Annotated in this window: 16 protein-coding genes; 7 read left to right on the top strand and 9 right to left on the bottom strand. The window is 55.8% G+C overall.

Annotated elements, in window-relative coordinates; all coding sequences use genetic code 11:
* The first annotated feature begins 331 nt into the window (after nucleotides 1-331).
* Nucleotides 332-1084, top strand: coding sequence for a TerC family protein (locus Poly41_RS03405; protein WP_146524959.1), 753 nt, complete (start codon nucleotides 332-334; stop codon nucleotides 1082-1084).
* Nucleotides 1085-1098: 14 nt separating this feature from the next.
* Here Poly41_RS03405 and Poly41_RS03400 read toward each other — a convergent pair whose 3' ends face one another.
* A complete protein-coding gene (locus Poly41_RS03400) occupies nucleotides 1099-4113 on the bottom strand; it encodes a dockerin type I domain-containing protein (protein ID WP_146524482.1) in 3015 nt (1004 codons plus the stop codon).
* A gap of 393 nt (nucleotides 4114-4506) precedes the next feature.
* Here Poly41_RS03400 and Poly41_RS03395 point away from each other — a divergent pair, with 393 nt between their 5' ends.
* Nucleotides 4507-6465 (top strand): hypothetical protein, encoded by a 1959-nt coding sequence (locus Poly41_RS03395; RefSeq protein WP_146524481.1) that lies wholly within the window; start codon nucleotides 4507-4509, stop codon nucleotides 6463-6465.
* A 29-nt stretch (nucleotides 6466-6494) separates the two neighbouring features.
* On the opposite strand, the gene Poly41_RS03390 is transcribed toward Poly41_RS03395, so the two are convergent.
* The 6 genes from Poly41_RS03390 to Poly41_RS03360 form a co-directional block, all read right to left on the bottom strand.
* Nucleotides 6495-6740, bottom strand: a complete 246-nt coding sequence (locus Poly41_RS03390) for a WYL domain-containing protein (protein ID WP_231615362.1) — start codon at nucleotides 6738-6740, stop codon at nucleotides 6495-6497.
* Nucleotides 6741-6887: 147 nt separating this feature from the next.
* Nucleotides 6888-7574, bottom strand: a complete 687-nt coding sequence (locus Poly41_RS03385) for a response regulator transcription factor (RefSeq protein ID WP_146524480.1) — start codon at nucleotides 7572-7574, stop codon at nucleotides 6888-6890.
* Nucleotides 7575-7738: 164 nt separating this feature from the next.
* On the bottom strand, nucleotides 7739-9166 hold the full coding sequence (locus tag Poly41_RS03380; RefSeq protein WP_146524479.1) for a sensor histidine kinase: 1428 nt from the start codon (nucleotides 9164-9166) through the stop codon (nucleotides 7739-7741).
* A gap of 13 nt (nucleotides 9167-9179) precedes the next feature.
* Entirely contained in the window at nucleotides 9180-10265 is a 1086-nt protein-coding gene (locus Poly41_RS03375; protein WP_231615361.1) for a polyprenyl synthetase family protein, read from the bottom strand.
* A 184-nt stretch (nucleotides 10266-10449) separates the two neighbouring features.
* Entirely contained in the window at nucleotides 10450-10944 is a 495-nt protein-coding gene (gene moaC, locus Poly41_RS03370) for a cyclic pyranopterin monophosphate synthase MoaC (RefSeq protein ID WP_146524478.1), read from the bottom strand.
* A gap of 361 nt (nucleotides 10945-11305) precedes the next feature.
* The gene (locus Poly41_RS03360; protein WP_040770725.1) at nucleotides 11306-11878 is read right to left on the bottom strand and encodes a helix-turn-helix domain-containing protein; all 573 of its coding nucleotides are present in this window, start codon (nucleotides 11876-11878) and stop codon (nucleotides 11306-11308) included.
* Nucleotides 11879-12975: 1097 nt separating this feature from the next.
* On the opposite strand from Poly41_RS03360, the gene Poly41_RS03355 reads away from it, so the two are divergent.
* Nucleotides 12976-14040: a M42 family metallopeptidase gene (locus Poly41_RS03355; RefSeq protein ID WP_146524476.1), complete on the top strand. Its 1065-nt coding sequence runs from the start codon at nucleotides 12976-12978 to the stop codon at nucleotides 14038-14040.
* Between the two features lie 9 nt (nucleotides 14041-14049).
* Here the strand turns inward: Poly41_RS03355 and Poly41_RS03350 are convergent, their stop codons facing one another.
* Nucleotides 14050-14364: a hypothetical protein gene (locus Poly41_RS03350; protein WP_146524475.1), complete on the bottom strand. Its 315-nt coding sequence runs from the start codon at nucleotides 14362-14364 to the stop codon at nucleotides 14050-14052.
* A 205-nt stretch (nucleotides 14365-14569) separates the two neighbouring features.
* Here Poly41_RS03350 and Poly41_RS03345 point away from each other — a divergent pair, with 205 nt between their 5' ends.
* From Poly41_RS03345 to Poly41_RS03335, 3 genes are all read left to right on the top strand, one after another.
* Nucleotides 14570-15436, top strand: coding sequence for a hypothetical protein (locus Poly41_RS03345; RefSeq protein ID WP_231615360.1), 867 nt, complete (start codon nucleotides 14570-14572; stop codon nucleotides 15434-15436).
* 168 nt (nucleotides 15437-15604) lie between these two features.
* Nucleotides 15605-15967 carry a hypothetical protein gene (locus tag Poly41_RS03340; protein WP_146524474.1) on the top strand — a complete coding sequence of 121 codons (363 nt, stop codon included), beginning with the start codon at nucleotides 15605-15607 and terminating at the stop codon, nucleotides 15965-15967.
* Nucleotides 15968-15970: 3 nt separating this feature from the next.
* Nucleotides 15971-16612: a class I SAM-dependent methyltransferase gene (locus tag Poly41_RS03335; RefSeq protein ID WP_146524473.1), complete on the top strand. Its 642-nt coding sequence runs from the start codon at nucleotides 15971-15973 to the stop codon at nucleotides 16610-16612.
* On the opposite strand, the gene Poly41_RS03330 is transcribed toward Poly41_RS03335, so the two are convergent.
* Nucleotides 16609-17076, bottom strand: coding sequence for a RidA family protein (locus tag Poly41_RS03330; protein WP_146524472.1), 468 nt, complete (start codon nucleotides 17074-17076; stop codon nucleotides 16609-16611). The two genes, Poly41_RS03335 and Poly41_RS03330, sit on opposite strands and share 4 nt — an antisense overlap.
* A 210-nt stretch (nucleotides 17077-17286) precedes the next feature.
* Between Poly41_RS03330 and Poly41_RS03325 the strand changes: the two genes are divergently transcribed.
* Nucleotides 17287-17874 (top strand): glycosyltransferase family 2 protein, encoded by a 588-nt coding sequence (locus Poly41_RS03325; protein ID WP_146524471.1) that lies wholly within the window; start codon nucleotides 17287-17289, stop codon nucleotides 17872-17874.
* Nucleotides 17875-17936: the final 62 nt, after the last annotated feature.

Below are 17936 nucleotides of genomic sequence, written 5' to 3'. Positions count from 1 at the left end.
CGACTGCAACGAGGGTTAGAGGGACCATTGCACGTCGGGGCGAGTGGTTTTTCATTCGTGAATCTCGACAGATTGGTTGGAGAGCGGGGGGGGACACGATATGATCTTCGTTTCAACCACAATCTAAACGATTATTGGCGGCGCCGCTTACCCTGGCGAGCCTGCCTTCACTCTTTTTTTTCGGAAGCTCGGAATGATGGACTTGCTCAACTCGGCGGATGGTGTTTTCGGCCTGCTTGCGGTGGCAAACGCGGTCGCGAGTGAAGTGGGATCGGCCTCCGAAGTCGCGGAAGAAACCTTCTTTTCGCTGCAGGGTCTCTTCACACTCGGGATGCTCGTGCTACTTCAGGTCGTTCTGGGATTCGACAACCTGCTGTACATTTCGATCGAAAGCAAACGTGTCGAGGAAAGCCAACAATCCAAAGTTCGCAAGCTGGGCATTGGGCTGGCGATTGTCTTTCGAATCGTGCTGCTCTTTGTTGTTCTTCACTTGGTTACACTACTGGAGAGCCCCTTTTATGAGGTGACCAGTCACTTCGTGACCGCAGAAATATCAGGCCACAGTTTGATCGTGCTATTCGGTGGTGCCTTCATTCTTTGGACCGCGATCAAAGAAATCTATCACTTGCTCGCGATTCACGAAGTCGGAGAGGGTTCTGAGAAGAAGGCCAAACAAACCGTTGGCAAGACCGTTGGGCTGATCGTCTTGATGAACCTTGTCTTTTCTTTCGACTCCATTCTGAGTGCGATGGCCCTCACCAAGAACTTTGCGATCATGGCCACCGCAATCATCATCAGTGGAGTGCTGATGATTTGGCTAGCCGATCGAGTTGCCGAGTTCTTGAAAAAGAACCGGATGTACGAGGTTCTAGGGCTTTTCATCCTGTTCATTGTTGGCGTCATGTTGACCAGCGAAGGCGGCCACTTGGCACATTTGCACTTGTTCGGGCACGAAGTCTTGCCGATGGCCAAGAGTACGTTCTACTTCGTGCTTGCAGTGCTGATTGTCGTCGACGTCGTGCAGAGCCGATTTCAGAAGAGGTTAATGGCCGAACAGGCGGCGGCGCAACAGAAGGCGGTCTAAGCGAACAAGCGGTACTAAACGCGATGGGTGAGCAAGCGGATAGCTTCGTCGATCTCCGCTGCAGAATCACTCCCCACACGCTCACCAAGCGACTCCGTTGCAACGGAACGATTTTGCGTTCCCATTTGCGGGACCGCAGCAAAGGTCCCCTTCGATTTGTTAGGTGAAGGGGGAATCGGATCGGGATCAGGCGTGGGGTCTGTGAGTTGATCGCGGTTACGGTCCGTCATCTGATCCGAAGGTTGATTTTCGACAATCTGCTCACCGTCCGCACGCGTGTCTTCCTTTTCACCCGCAACGGTACCGATCGATTGTCGATTCAATTCATTGAGAATCAGCAGTGCGTCGATTGCAGTGATGTAGCCATCCCCGTTGACATCGTAGCCGTACAAGGGATCGCCATGACCCACGGGCCCTGGGCCGAATTCATTCAAGTAATTGATGATCATCAACGCATCCGCTGCGGTGACTCCACCGATGTTGTTGACGTCAAACGGATTGTCGTCGTTGTGGAACGGCGTCTCGTTCTCCAAAACCGTGAGAATGAAGGTTTCCGACAACGCAGTGAAAACGCCTTCGCTATCCTCGGCCGTGATCGTCACTTCGATTTCACTTTGCGTCGATCGTTTGACCAGTTGATCATCGAGTAGCTTCAGTGTGCTGCCAGCGATTTCAAATCGGGAATCGTCGACGGATAGGTCGTAGCGTCCAGACACCGATTTTCCATCGACCGTAACATCGCCAACAATCGCGCCAGCTTCGAGTTCCATCACGCTGTTGCCTGACAGCTCAAGGGTCGTCGGTTGTTCAGGCACGTCAATCACGTGGACCTTAATCTTCTCGGTGTAACTGTTTCCGGTATCAACCTCGGTGGCGGTGACGTTCAGATCGATCTCGGCCTCTTCTTCAAAATCCAGTGAAACACCGTCGGCCAAACGCAATTCATCCCCATCGACGACGAAACGATCGTCATCGACTTCGAGACGATGAGCTTGCTGGGTGTCCTCGTCATGCACCACCAATTGGGTAATCGATTCGCCAGCGGAGTTTTCGTGGACCCAAGCATCGGTGGGGGTGATCGCGGTAATCGGTTCGTTGACATCTTGAACCGTCAACGTCACGTGTTCTTCGATGATGTCGCCCGTTTCGGTATCCGTTGCCGTGATCGTCAACTGGATGACAGGTTCCGATTCAAAATCAAGACCTTGACCACCGCTGCTGCCGATAAAAATGATCACTCCATCCTGGACGATGAAACGCGGGTCCTCGATTTGAATCTCATGTTGATCCAAGCCATCGACATCAATGACAAAGATGTCGCCGATCACTTGACCCACATCGATGTTTTCGGGAACCGCTTCGACATCAGGAACAATCTCGGATGGGGGATCGGGAACAGGAGTCACCCAGATATCGATGTCGATCGGGTCGGAGATGTTCACACCATCGGTCAGGATCACGGTAATCGGCTCGTCACCGTTGAAATCGGGATCCGGCGTGTAGATGACGCTGCCATCAACGGCAATCTCCGCGTCTCCGTTTGCCGCTTCACTCTGCTGGAGCAAGATCACTTGGTCACCGTCGGCATCGACCACGCCATCGAGGGCGCCTGGTGCCGATCGCGTCAGAGTCGCATCTTCCAATACGGTCAGCACCGGCATCGAGTCGTATGTCGGAGTCGTGTTTTCGCTACCATCGATGGCCACTGCAAATAAGATCGATTGGACGTCTTGGTTCTGTTCGACTTTCACGCGATGGGCATCAGGCCGTTTCAGCGAAATTTCAATGATGCCCGCCGAACCGAGCAACGTGACGGAGTCTGGTTTGTCACGCGTTGCGAGCGAAGAGACCTGGCCAATCGAAGACAGGTCAACCGCCAAGTCCGCGATCAGCTCTCCGTTGCGCAAATCGATCAATCGAAGCACTTCACCCACTGGGGATACGGTCAGCAACAGGTCACGAGCGCCATCGAGCGCCACAGGACCGGTTGCATCAGGGAACGAATGCAAGGAAGCGAAATCGGCGTTCACGTCCAAAACGCTTACCCCGCCGCTATCTTCACGCAGCAGCAACAATCCTGACGCATCATCAAAGTCCAACAGATCACTGGCTCCGCTGATTTCAATCGGTGCTGCGGTGATCATCGAGGCGGTTTCGTTGCTCCACAGCGACAGTTTCAAACCGTCGTTGCCCGCCCATGCCAACACCGATCGAGGCCCCGTAGCGGATGCCAACACCACGGTGTCGGATGGGACACTTGTCGACGTCGTCGAGACCACAAAACCAGCAGTCGCGTCATAGGAGTCAATCGATCGGAGTTCGGCCGATTCGTCATTCGCTTCGACCAAAATGCCTCGGCCATTCGCATCGATCGCGACGTCCGACCACACGACGGGTGTCGTGGATTGCGAAAGGTCGACCGAGGTCACGGTTTGCGTCGTCGGATCGACGACCCATGCCGAATCGCCACCGATCACCAAAACCGTGCCATCCGGCAGCGATTGCATCTTCGTCAATGGGCTGCCGACCGAAACGGACTGCGTCGAGGCCGATTCGAAATTCACCACCTCCACGGCGTCGGCGGTTAGCACCACTGACGTTGAATCGCTTCCAAACGCAAAGTCGATGGCGTTGGCGATGTCAATCGAAGCCGCAGGGATCGTTGCCTCCACGGGAAAGATTTGACGCTGGGTCTGGGTGCCATTGAACAAGCGAATCGGGTAGTTGCCATCCCCCACGTTTTCAAATAAAAACTGCCCTGACTCGTCGGCAATCGCATATTGCTCACCGCGATCGATTGCCCCATTGTCGTTCACATCGATGTAAACGACCCGATTCGGCAGAGACATTTCGCCGGCCTCTTGCCGAAACGAATGATCCGCGTCATGAAAAACGGCTCCCGTGATCGCGGCCAACACGCGCCGCTGATCCAAGTGCTCCACGCTCAATCGCCGTTTGACGTCGGCACGGCCAAGACGACGGAGCCCCTGACGACGCGATTTCAGCTTGAAGTTTCGACGTGGGTTCATCTTGATAAGACTCTAAAAATGACTGGCTAAAACTGGCCGACCGAGCGAGTCGTGTACGTACACACCCGCTTCGATTGGAAGCCGGTTGCCGCCCAATAGTTCCATCAAATCACGCTGCCGCAGGGATAAAATAAGCTAGCAGGACCCGGTAAGGATATATCCCCACAAAACCCGCGGACTGGCGCACAACTCACCACGAAGCGAGCCGGAGTGTTTATCATAAGCATAGATGGTTCGACGTGCGCGAAAAATAGGGCCCGTCCGGCTCGCGGGATGCGCCAAAAGATCGTTTTTTGGCGATTTTAGCGGTTGTTCGGCTTCTTTCTGCCCGTCGGATTGCATTGAACTTTCAGTTTCCTTTTTTCTGCCGCCTTTTGAGGCGGAGGGTGTTTTATGTTGATGAAAGTGGACCGAGACGTTCCTGACACACGAAAGTGGCGAGAATCGCACTTTTTTTTGAGTGGCGTTTGGGGCGCGGCAAGCCTGTTCGCTTGTGCCTTGATCGCCTTTTGCTCGGTTTCCTATGCCCAGATCCCGGTCGGTTCCTCTGCTGGCGGAACCCCCTATTATGGGCCGGGTGATAATCCCTACGGAAGCGGAGGTAATCCCTACGGAAGCGGTGGCGACCCGTACGGCAGCGGCGGCGATCCCTATGGCAGTGGTGGCAGCCCGTATGGGCCAGGTGGATCGCCCTACGGCAGTGGTGGCGTTTACGGCCAACGCAACGGTCCTGTCACACCGGCAAATCTGCTATTTGGCTCACTCGATATTGGGCCTTTGCTAGCGCCGCCCGATCCCGAGCTTCAAGACCCGCGGCCTCTGCTGGAGCGGCAGGTCGAGAAGGCCTTCAACGCGGGACGCATCGGCACGGCCATGGGGCTCTATTTCGGGCACCTCGTCGTCGATTATGAAAAGGCAGCCGAAGACATCCAAGAGGTGCGGTACAGTGCGGCGTTAAAACGTCCGGTTTGGCAACTTCGCTGGGGCGTATCCATGGCGGTTCGAGGCGACGACGTCCCGAGTCCGGCGCCGATCACTGAAAAATCAAGAACGGGCACCCCTCGTGGAGGTTCGTCCGGATACGGGGGCGGAAGTGACTACGGAAGTGATTATGGAAACGGCGGCGATTATGGCGGCGACTACGGAGGCGATTACGGGTCAAGCGACTCGTATGGCGACGATTCCTCCATGCAAGATGGGTCCTACGGAGGCGGGGGTTACGGTAGCGGACCGTATGGTAATGGACCGGCCGCTGGCAACGCACCGGTTCAAGAAGAAGCGAAGATGCTGAATGAGAAAGCCGATGAGGACTTGAACGCCTCGTTGGGGCTGATGGCTCAGGTGACGGGCGAGGAGTTTCTAAAGCGGTTTCAGGATGGGAAATTCGGCGTTGCGATGGCAAATATCCTTCCTCAGCCTGAGGTCGAGGAAGCGCCCCCCACAGGTGCACCAGGCAGGGGCGGCGCGATGGATCCACGCGGACGGCCAAGACCTGGTGGTAGCAGCCAAGCCGAGCAGGCGCGTCAAGCACAAATGGCCTACGAACAAAGCGGCGGCGGATCCGGAATGGAATCCGATCAATCGGGTGGCGGCTACGGCGGCGAATACGACGATGATTACGGCAGCGATTATGGAGGGGGTTACGACAGCGATTACGGAAGCGACTACGGTGGTGGCGGCTACGGCAGCGGCCCTGGTGGTCCCGCCAAACCGCCGGCCGCACCACGAGTGCCTGTTTTCAGCCTCGGTTCGGGTCTAGAGCCCTTTCCAATGTGGCAGCCTGGCCTTGTCTATCTGGGCGAGATCAGTTCCGAAGAATCTCTCGTGGATGCGAAGCAAAGCGGGATCGATTTCCTGCTGCATTTTGATGTGATTCTGAAGGACGTCAGGAATCCTCGAAACCCGAAGGCACCCGGCCGAACCCAGAACATTTCGCGCTGCCGGTTGTTCCGGGTGGCGGACGGGAAAACCATGGCGATTTCAAAACCGGCTGACAGTTTTGAAGTGGAACGCCAGAGCTTGCCGCCGAAGGATTACATCTTGGACCAATTGTCAAGCTTGTTTGCCATCATCGATCGGCAATTGACCCTTTCGGACATGCCGCCCTTAAGCGCCGAGGTGGCGAAGCGACGCGTTGCTTCGCTACTTGCCGGAAGCAGTTCGCGACGGCTCCGTACGCTCGCCGAAATTCGCTTCTACCAGCTCAACCAACTATTGAGCGATGCGGATGCCGAGAAAGCGTTCTTCATTGTCGGTGGCGTCGATGCAATGAAAATGCTGCATGCCACCGATGACGAAAAAGTGGAAACGGTTCATCAGTGGGTTACCGATGGCTTGAATCCGATTCCTTAGCGACCCTAGAATTAAATGCTGACGGTCCACTAGCCCGAAATGGCAACGGGCATCAACACATCGGAAGCGGGCACGAGGCGGACGTTTTTGCACCGTGACAATTGGAACTGTCGCGGCGCTTCACGGCAAAGGCACAGCCCCAAGAATCGATAGCTGCCCATGAAACGTATCGGACTCACGACTCGGTGAGTTCGATTCCCCTTAGCGTCTGCGTAATCCATTTCGATGACGTAGTTGTCACAATCTTGCATGGCGCGGCGAAGTGCAGTGTTCACGATAAAATCCCCCGGCGGAAAGGTACAAACTCAAAACCAAAAGGGCCGACTCGTTGTCAGCACACAAGAAGTATCCGGCGGTGGTGTGACAAGTCTGGTCACAGGCAGATTTTTTTTCTGGTTTTCTTGACGGACTCTCGATTTCGCCTATTCGCGAAACCGGTATCCAATCCCACGCACGGTTTCAATCAAGTCCGCGGCTTCGCCCATCTTCTTCCTGAGGGCGCGAACATGCACGTCGATCGTTCGGTCAAGCACCATGGTGTCTTCACCCAGAGCTGCATCGACGAGCTCGTTTCGACCAAACGCCCGACCGGGTTGGCGGATCAGTGTTTCGAGAAGCCGGAATTCGCTTTTCGTCAATTTCAGCCGTTGGCTATCGACGGTGACGACGAATCGGCGACGGTCGACCGTGACGCCGTGACGCGAAACGGAGTCCGCTTCGTCGAAGGTTTGTTCACGGCGGCGAAGCAGTGCCTTGAGGCGTTGCAACAGCACCTTGTAGCTTTCGACCGGTTTGACCACATAATCGTCAGCCCCGACCGCAAACCCGACGACTTGATCCGATTCTTCACCGAGGGCGCTGAGCATGAGAATCATGGTTTCCTTGGTCGCTGGGTCCGCTCTCAATTGCTTGCAGACTTCGACTCCATTTAGCACCGGCAAATCAACGTCCAAGAAAACCACATCTGGCAGGATCAATTTCGCTTGATTCACTGCGTCGCGTCCGTCGGCCGCCCGGAACACCTCGTATCCCGCCCGGCGAAGTTGGTACTCCAACGTCTCGGCGAGCGGGCGGTAATCTTCGACAACGAGTACCTTGATTGTGGACATGCTTAGGGGCTTCGCAGTGGATTCGGTTTGCTGGAGCAACATAATCACTCGAGGAGAACACGGGTTTAGGGTGCGACGACGATCTCGCTCACGATGCCAATATGGTGAACCATTGTGTCGATCCTGGGCACCCTCGCATTGGCCAACATCAGGTAAAACTTTCGTTAAGATTTGGCGTGCGGCGGCTCCACGGTGGCTGCAGGAAGCGAAACGTCAAAGGTCGCCCCCTTGCCTGGGGAGCTTTCCAACCGCACCTCTCCCCCCAAGGCGGCCGTCAGGTTCTTGACGATCGACAGACCAATGCCGGTGCCTTGGGTGGACGATTCTCGGCCCCTCTCGCCACGATAGAACCTTTCAAAGATCCGCTTTTGTTCGTCTGCGGCAATCCCCACTCCCGTATCGGAAACGCTCAGGATCCAACGATCCTCCGCTCGTCGACAGCTCAAACGGACCCGCCCACCCTGAGGTGTGTAGCGCACCGCGTTGCCAACCAAGTTGTTGACGATCGTCAACACCGCTTCGTGGTCTGCCATCACATGGACATCGTCCATCGATTGGAAGGGATGCCTATCTGAACCCATTTCCTTTTCGACAGGATCGCCATCAGCTGGTCTACCCAAATGTTCATCAACGCAAATCTCGATCGAATGGGCTTCGGCCACGGGGCGGTACGATCGAAGTGACTCGGCAACCACGTTTGCGAGTGAGACCGTGGTCAGATTGAGATTGCTGCGTCCCGATTGGGCTCGTGCCAACTGCATCATGTCGGCAACCAGACGCTCCAATCGGACACATTGGCCGCGGATCTGACTCATAAAATGAATGGCCGCTTCGGGATCATCGGCAATCGCCAACTCAACGGTTTCGGCATAGCCTTTGATTGCCGAAAGAGGTGTTTTGATCTCGTGCGACAAATTGGCGATAAACTCGCGTCGGATACTCTCGATTTGTTGGGACTCGGTCTCGTCGCGTAGCGTCATCAGCAAGTTGGTCTCGTCGTCGGGCGTGACGCGGTCAACACGAACTTTCACCGGCCGCGTGTCCACCCCGTCGACGATCTCCAGCATTAGTTTCTGGGGGGTCGTTCCTCCGAACGCTGCATCAACGGCCTGGACCAGTTCGGGAATCCGCACGACTTCGCGGAACCGCCGGCCACGTAAATCTCCTTCGGATGACAAGACCAACAAACGTCGAGCCCACGGATTGATGACCAAGATTTCGTGAAGTGGTGACAACATGATCACTCCGTCACGCATCTTCGTCAGCGCCAAAGTCGCTTGTTCCGCCGACATTTTCAACGTCTGAAGCTCACGGTCCGATTGCTGCGCCCTTGCAGCGGATCGCCGCAATTGCTTGCTCACCGCCCGATCCCGCGAGCGTTCGATCCGCAGGTGCGCAAACCCCACGGCAACCGCGATGGCCAGGATGATGGCGAACGTCACCGCTGGCGAAACATCGCTGATGATGAGCAAGAGCGATGACAGTGCAACGATCGCAATCCCGGCGACCGAGGTCCAAGTCCTATCGTCAAAGGGGGGGCGTCGATCTCGAAGCGGATGGGCTTCGGCTTCGTCGTCCGTTCGAGTGCTCATAGGATTGACTGTGTCAGAAACGTCGATGCACGGCGAAGTTGGCGATCGCGATCAGCGATTCCTTCGCTTCACTCTGATCGAGCAATTCCAGCGAATCGATCGCCGATTGCCGATAGTTGTCCGCCACTTGCTGCGTGTAAAGCTTCGCGTCGCTTTGATCGATCCAAGGAGCTAGCCGCTCGGCTCGATCATGGCTCGGCCCTGACAGCAAGCGACGAATCTGTTTTCGATCTCCCTCCGATGCCGTGCACAGCAAGCGAATCAGTGGCAACGTCATTTTGCCTTGTTCTAAATCGGTTCCCAAGGTCTTGCCGGCGCGTTGGTCGCTGCCCCAAAGATCGAGGTAGTCATCCGCGATTTGAAAGGCGATGCCGAGCGAGTTTCCGTAGCTCGAAAGCGCCTCAATTGCCGCAGGCGATCCACCTGCGAATCTGGCGCCCAATCTGCAACCGACACGGCAAAGCTCCGCCGTCTTGCCTTGAATCATCTCCAAGTAGGTCGGCTCATCCAAATCAATCACATCACGCGTTAGAACCTGTCGCATCTCCCCTTCGCAGATCAATCTCGAAGCTTCGCCAAGCCACTGGCATACCTCGATCGAACCTAACGTCGCAGCCAAACGAAACGCCTGAGCAAACAGGTAATCGCCCAACAAGATGCTGGTGTGGTTATTCCACATCGCATTGACCGTTGGCACATGCCGCCGTGTGTCGGCTGCGTCCAAGACGTCGTCATGAATCAAGGTCGCGGTGTGAACCATCTCGATCACCGTCCCTAAAGCGACATGATCCGCGCTAAGTTTCCCGCAGGCAGCAGCCGAAAGCAGCAACATTGCGGGCCGCAGTCGCTTCCCCCCCAATTGGGTTCCGTGGCGTAGGATTGGGACCAACGATTCGTAAGGGGTTTGCAATTCGAGCTGAAACCGCTGCTCAATCTGCTCCATTTCGTCAGAAATCGCACTGTACATCCTAGCGATTTGTTGTTTCGACGCGTCGGTCAGCTCCGAAGCCGATGTGGGCTCGAGATCCGAAACGTCGGCATTTTCACAGTTAAAAGAGTGCGACAAAGGAACGCTGCGAAGGGTTGAGGTCGAGTCCATTTCGGCGAAACCGATTATATGAGAGCCATGGGGTGAGTGCCGCTGAGGGAGAAACCGCAATCAGCGAAGAGGGTTAACCGCCAAGGCGTCACTGCGGATTCTCAGGATTCTCGTGGGCATCCCCATGCTGGGGTGGCGTAAGCATTACGGATTGGCAGCACTTTGGGGAGAGGGCAGACCGAGGCTAATTGCGATGAAAATCGCCCGACTTGCCACCCGATTTATGCTGCAACACGATCGGACCGATGGAAATCGCCTTGTCGATCGATTTGACCATGTCATAAACGGTCAAGGCTGCGATCGACGCGGCGGTCATCGCTTCCATTTCGACGCCCGTTTTTGCTGAGGTGCGAACGGTGGCGACGCAGAGCAGCGTTTGTTTCTCGCCCTCCGGTCGTTGCTCGGGACCTTCGACCACCCATTGAAAATCGATGGTAACCGATTCGATCGGGATGGAATGGCACAATGGAATGAGCTGCGCCGTCAGCTTTGTCGCCTGGATGCCCGCCAAGCGAGCGACACCAAGCACATCTCCTTTGGCCGCAGATTGATGACGGATCACGCCGGCGGTAGCGGAATTCATCACGATTTCCGCGGTAGCTACCGCTTGGCGAACCGTAATCGCTTTGGTCGACACATCGACCATTTGGGCGTCGCCCGAAGGTGTAAAGTGAGACAAGGGGAGATGTCAGATGTCAGATGTCAGATGTCAGATGTCAGATGTCAGATGTCAGATGTCAGATGTCAGATGTCAGCCGGGCAGTATCGTGGGTTTGAGCGACTCGTCAAGTCATTCGAGGTGCATCGCTGATCTGGGGTCTGACATTGGTTTGTGCTGGCGTCAAAAAAAAGCCGCATCCACAACCTTTGCGGGTAAGTCATTCGATGTTCGAGTGCCGAGACCTCACAGATTCTGAGGATGAATCAAAAAAAACGCCGTACACCGCGGGATGGCGTACGACGTCTTTATTTGACGAGGCATTCTGGAATCTCGATCCGCCGGTTGGCTTGGCTTTCGCTTTGCCCACGAGCGACGGACGCTAGACCAATTCTTTCTTGCTTCCGACAAGCGTTCGCAGGCGTTCGGCGAGCAGGTGCGCGTCGAACGGCTTTTTGAACGTCTCGTTGATGCTGCTTCGGTCGAAGCTCATCGGTTGCCCGTCGTCGGGGAGCAACGCAATCAGGACGATATCGGTAAAGTCGATGTTCTTTCGCAGGTTTTGACAAATCTGCACTGCCTCGATCTTACCGATCGAGAAGTCGACGATGATACAGTCGGGATTGAAGCTTTCGGCTTGAATGCCAGCCTCGAAACCGCTCGCGGCCACAGCCACTTTGAACGCTTTCTCGGGCGGCAATTCTCGCTTGAGGTTCTCGATCAGCACCTGGTCTTGGGCGACGATCAGGCATTTCGCCATCGCTTCGTCTTCCAAGTCTCCCAGGGGCATGCCGTGTTCCTTTAGGAATTTGATCAGGTACTCCCGCGGAATGCGTCGGTCCTGAGATCCAGGAATGCGATAGCCCTTTAAACGCCCCGAATCGAACCATTTTGACACAGTTCGTGGAGCTACTTTACAGATCTTGGCGACCTGTCCAGTTGTGAAGACCTTCATACTAGGTTCTCCATAACGCCTCGTTAATTTTCCCTCGATCAATGGTGCGTCGGTAACCATTGATCTAGCGGCCTTGTTCGTCGTTCCAATCTCTGCATCGCCCGGTCCTGAATCGGTCGTCGTGCTTGCGAATGTGGGTAAACGCAAACACCGTAACAGTGATTTTCTAACGCTGGGTCCGGCCAGCCGGCTCGCGTCCTGCGACACTTACCGAACGGGATTCCTCGCGGTTTGGTTGTAAAAGTTAGCGCGACCACACCGAGGTGTGTCCGTTTTCCAGGGGGCAGAAGCTGCGTGCAGATTTAATGCAATCGTTCGGCGGCGTCGAACCAACGTTTCTCGAAGCGAATGTTTGCGATTGTGCCGAAGTTCACACGCACGCTTTGACGCTTTTCCGAAACCCGAATTCCTGTGACGCTCGATTCCTGTTGCAAAAATGTGCTGCTAACTGATTGTCATCAACGAGACGAGCGTGAAACGTCACCCTCGCACGAGACGGCCCTCAGCCGAAGCGTTTCCCAGATTCCCCCCTGGGGTGAATCGAGTTTTTTGTGTGTCATCGCTCACACGGGCTCTTCTGGTTTCTCGCATTTGCGTGACAAGCCAAACAAACGCGACAGAAAACTGGTGTGGGCGAAAACACCTCGATCCAAGGTTTAATGTCGAGCAAAACCGGGGTAACTCTTTAGTGCGTTTGATCGCGAAGAAGCAGTATCAACGGTTTCTCGTGTCAAGAGCGTTTTGACGACAACGTCCACTCCTACCGACGGTTCCCGAATTCTCTCGCAATTCTTCATATTTTGACGCGCCAAAGTGATCGAACGTCGCCACGAAACGTGGCCAAAATCGGAGAAAGTTTTTCTGGAATCGAAGATGCCGTACCGCGAATCACGGATGATTTCCGCAAATCCCCGGCAATCAAGACGGATAAAATGCGTGACAGAGACAAGCTTTCCTCAAGTTTCTGTGAGTCGGCGCAACCATCGGCTACATTCTAACGACAACGCTCGAATACCGGGCATCGTTTTTTTCTCGCCGAATCGATACCAGCGATTCGTGGGATCTGTTTTCCGACACTGATGAGGGACCCACCTACCATGCAAGACGCTGCGCTCGAGTTCTTTCGCATCGCCATCGAGACCCCGAGTCCATCGGGCTACGAAGAACCCATCCAAGCACTCCTTCGTGGCTACATCAAACCCTTTGCCGACGACATTCGGACGGATGTCCACGGCAACGTGATTGCCAGCACGGGGGACGTGGCTGGCCCTCGGCTCATGTACGCGGGGCACTGCGACCAAATTGGAATGCTGATCTCCCACATTGACGAACAGGGATTCCTCTACGCCCAAACGATTGGCGGATGGGACCCGCAGCAATTGATTGGTCAGGCGATGACCATTTGGACCGCGTCCGGACCTCTCGCTGCGGTGATCAGCCGCAAACCCATTCATCTGCTGTCGAACAAGGAACGTGAAGAAGTGGTGCAGTTGCGAGACCTGTGGCTCGACATCGGTGCGACGGACCAGGCTGCCGCCGAGTCGAGGGTGCGAATTGGCGATCCCGTCACACTCCAACTTTGTTATCGCCCCCTTCTTGGCGATTTGGTCAGTGGACCGGGAATGGACAACAAGGCGGGGATGTGGACGGTCATGGAAGCACTTCGCCGCGCGTCCTCCGCGACCCCTCCGCTCCGATGTCATTTGCACAGCGTCGCGACGGTCCAAGAAGAGATCGGATTGCGCGGCGCCAAGACGGCCGCCGGCAGCATCCATCCGGATGTCGCGATCGCCGTCGATGTCACCCACGCGTCCGATTGCCCCACCATCGACAAGAAACAACAAGGCGATATTCGCCTGGGGGGCGGCCCGGTGATCTTTCGTGGCCCCAATATCAACCCCAAGGTCGCGGGGCGTTTGATTCAATTGGCCGAGTCGAACTCGATTCCCTACCAATTGGCCGCCGTGGGCCGGGCGACTCCCAATGATGCCAATGTGCTTCAAGTTCACGGGCAGGGAGTTGCAACCGGTTTGGTGGCGATCCCGAACCGCTACATGCATTCGGCGGTCGAAGTCATCTCCCTTGCGGACATCGACCACATCGCCGAGTTGTTAGCTCGATTCGCGGAGTCCTTGACACTGGACGACGACTTCATTCCCTGACTTCGTTCCTCAATAACCTCGCCACGCTCCATTGGTTCCCACCGCACGAGCCCCCATCGCATTGGGAAGGATCGTGATCGGAGTGGCGAATTCAGCGGGGCGGGGCATTACCGTTCCGCGATAATAGCGTCGGCGAACGGCGTTCCCATAAAAATGCAAGGGCCGATAGGGGCGGTACTCAATTGGCGTTGATTGGATTTGTTGACGGTACGAACCCGTTGCGACGACGACGGGTGACCAACCAGGTTCAGCCGCTTGCGACGAGTCGTAACACGTGATCGAAAAAAGCGTGATCGTCAACGCCGTCAAAAGGTAATTCCTCACTCTATTTCTCCCTAACGTTCCGCTAGAATGTTGTTGACCGGGTAAAACCGGCTAATTCGATAGAATACAATTGTGCAGTTCAAGGTGCTCTGGCCGAGTCAAGTTCGCAGCATTCGCTAAACGATCCACCCATGCGATCCTCGTCGACCGCACGATACGATGTCTGAAACCGTCCCCAATTGCAAGTTCCCTACAGGAATCTGAAATGAAGAAATCCGACAGCGCCCGGACCGACGCGGATCTGTCGCGAATTGGATCGCGGAAAAGCTCAGCGGCAAAACGGTCGATCGCCGGAAAGTCTTCTGCCGGCGCGATCGCAATGGTCGTGCTTCTCGGGTTTTATTCCTTTGCTCAGCCAAGACTGAATGAACGATTCGGTTGGGATTTGCCAGAGTTACGGACGAACGATTCCGCGCGCGTCTCGGTGAATTCGACCACGGACATCGACACGGCGCCGCAGAATCAATCAAGACCGTCGACGACCAGCATCTCCACGGAAAAGTCTAGCTCACCAAAACCCTCGCAGCCGACCGCGATTAAGAAGGATTCGTCGAAAGACGAGTCGGCGAAACCCGGTGAATCCGAACGTGCCCTGGGACCGCTTGCCGACCGGATGAGCCCCACGAAAAGCTCGTCAACGGTATCGACAGCAAAAAGTGAACCTGATGCGAGCGTAGACGAGCTGCTCTACGGACTGCTGCGGGAAGTATCGCCCCGGAACTACCTGTCACCCTCCGGTTTGCAATACACTCCCGGCAGCGCCGAAGGGCATCGGCTTGAACATTTGCGAAGACATACCGAGGACGACCCGTCGCGGCAGGGTAGCCATGGCGTGTTCGATGGTGAGATGGAGGGTGCACTTAAGACGATCGAAAAAGCGTACCAGCGAGCGAAAAGCGGCCAGCGCACGACCAAGACGACGGATCAAGGCCGTACAATCTATACGGTCGATATGGGGAGCCGTGTTGGCTATGTTGGCGGTCGCGATGGAAACCGCAAACGAAAACCGATGGCGCGGCGGGTTCGTTTGGTGCTTGAAGGCAACCGTGTGATCACGGCCTATCCGATGTAGCGTTGGTCTTCGGGATCTGGCTGGGCTCTTTGAGAACTGGCTGGCTGCTAGGACATCAAACCGAATCGCCCCAAGACAAAAAAACAACATTCCTTGGTTCCCCAACTATCCTAAACGCCCCGCAATCGTCTTTGCGAGTCCCATCCTTTCACCCGAGAGTGGTTTGCCGTGAGTCCGAAACATTCCATTGACTTCTGTCCGATTTGCGGCGGTGGGCTATGTGGAGTCCGCATTTGCGGACTTCGCCGCCAAGACAATCAAATGGCGTCGGGCGGCCATGGATTGATCGTCTGTGACGAATGCGAAGCGATTTGGCTGGAACCGGATGTCTCCGCGCCACACCAATATCCTGACGCTTGCGATGCGCGATGTCCAATTTGTAACGAGCCGTTATGGGGTGCTCAAAGTCGCTGGGCCGACGCGGATGATCTTGAACTGCTCGCGTGGTCCCGCTTCGTCAATCACGACTTGGATGTCCAAACCGAATCGTTCCTCGATCTGGACTCCTCCCCCGACGAAGGCATTGTCTAAATCGTGCTTGAACGCATTGCAATTCCATCGACGGTGGACCGCATTCAGCTCTCCGGCCCGATACGGCTTTGGATCAATGACGCGAGAAACCGTATCGAAGCGTTTCAAGACCGCTGGGACCGCCCCCAAATGGAGCAATTTGTCGCCGCGGATTACGAATTGGTCTATCAATCGATTTGTTGGACGCTGGAATCCCAAATGCTGATCGGCCGCCGGTTCTTAGAATGGGGGTGCGGGTTCGCGGTGGTCAGTGCATTAGCGTCCACGTTGGATTTGGACGTGATCGGCGTCGAAGCCGAATCGGTGCTGCTTGAGCAAGCGAGACGCGTGATTGCCGACTGGAATGCGAAGGTCGAATTGGTTCACGGTAACTTTTTGCCCCCCGGCGCCGAGCGTCTTGCCGACGACCCGACGCTGCCAAGTCTCGGTCACGAAGTCGAATCCGTTTATCCGACGATTGGGCTGGACCTTGACGACTTTGCGATCGTCTACTCGTATCCGTGGCCGGGTGAAGATGATTTTCACGAGCGTGTCTTCGAGTCCTTTGCCGCCACAGGAGCCTTGCTGATGCAATTCTGCGGCCCAAACGACGTCCGAGTTTTTCGCAAATCCGCATCTCCTCCCCGACGACGGCCACTGGGTTAGTCTGTCTCCACTTCAAAAATCGCCTCAATCTCGACGGCCATGTTTCCCGGCAGCGACTTGGCACCGATGGCGCTGCGTGCTCCTACCCCTGCGTCGTCTCCGAAGACATCTCGAAACAACTCACTGCACCCGTTGATCACGGCCGCTTGCTTGTCAAACCCATTGGTGCAACGAACCAAGCCGACTAATTTGACGACCCGCTTGACTCGATCCAAGGTCCCAAGGTGGGCGCGAAGCGTTGACAGCATTGCCAAACCGGTCAATCGCGACGCGTCGTACCCTGCGGACACATCCATGTCCAAGCCGAGTCGTCCGGTGACCCATTGGTTGTTCGCTTTCAGGGGGCCATGTCCCGACAGATAGGCCAAGGGACCGACCACGATGATCGGTTTGTAGAGCCCAAGCGGTTTGGGAGCTGGTTGCAGTTTGATCCCGAGTTCGTTGAGTTTGGATTCGGCATTCATCTTGGGTCTCGATGGGGCGTGAACGGAGGCGGGGAGAGGGAAAAGGGGATTATAGGAGGATTCGTCACGAGCGGAACGATGGTCAAATTGGGAACATAATGCCGGCGCGTGTTTTCAAAACGAACCGAATGCCGAAAAGACTACCGAGGTGTTTCGGTTTACCTAATCGATGCACCTGGTTCCACAACAAGGAAAGGGTCGTGAGCTCTGATGAAACGCTCGACAAAGATATCGGTTGTGCTGCCGGTGCGGGACGGTGAAAACCGGATCACAGCACGCGTTCAACACGTTCTTGAAGCGATTGCAGGCTTGACTCGCGAGATTGCCGAAGTGGTCGTGGTCGATGACGGAAGTCGCGACGCGACGCCTGAGGTAATGGAAGAAATCCGCTCGCGATACCCACAAGTTCGTGTGGCACGCCATTCTCGACCACGGGGCATGGAAGCGGCTGGGCAAACGGGACTCGAACGCGCGACGGGTGAATTGGTTTTCATCCAAGAATCCGATAGCGATGTTCGTATCGAGGACCTGCAGCGGCTGTTGAAGATGAGCGAAGACCGAAGCGTCGTTGCGGCTCGAGCCGAGAGCCGTCCCCAGCCGTTGTCGCCCCAATTGCTGCGGCGATTGCGAGCATGGGGAGCGACTGCGAGCGAGCCGAACCCGCAGCCAGAGCAACCAACGACCGCACCCTCCTGTTTGCAAATGGTGCGCCGCCCCCATCTGCAACGTCTGACCGGAAACGCGGGTAAGAAAATACGCTTGGAAAGCGAAACGATGCGGTCAACGTCGATTTCTTGAGCGACGCATGGTAAAGTGGTGTGTTGGAAGCATCCACCCATCGCACCTCCTCCCTACAGCAG

This window comes from Novipirellula artificiosorum, from assembly GCF_007860135.1.
In the GTDB taxonomy this organism is placed as follows: Bacteria; Planctomycetota; Planctomycetia; order Pirellulales; family Pirellulaceae; genus Novipirellula_A; species Novipirellula_A artificiosorum.
This window is presented reverse-complemented; position numbering and strand designations above follow the sequence as displayed.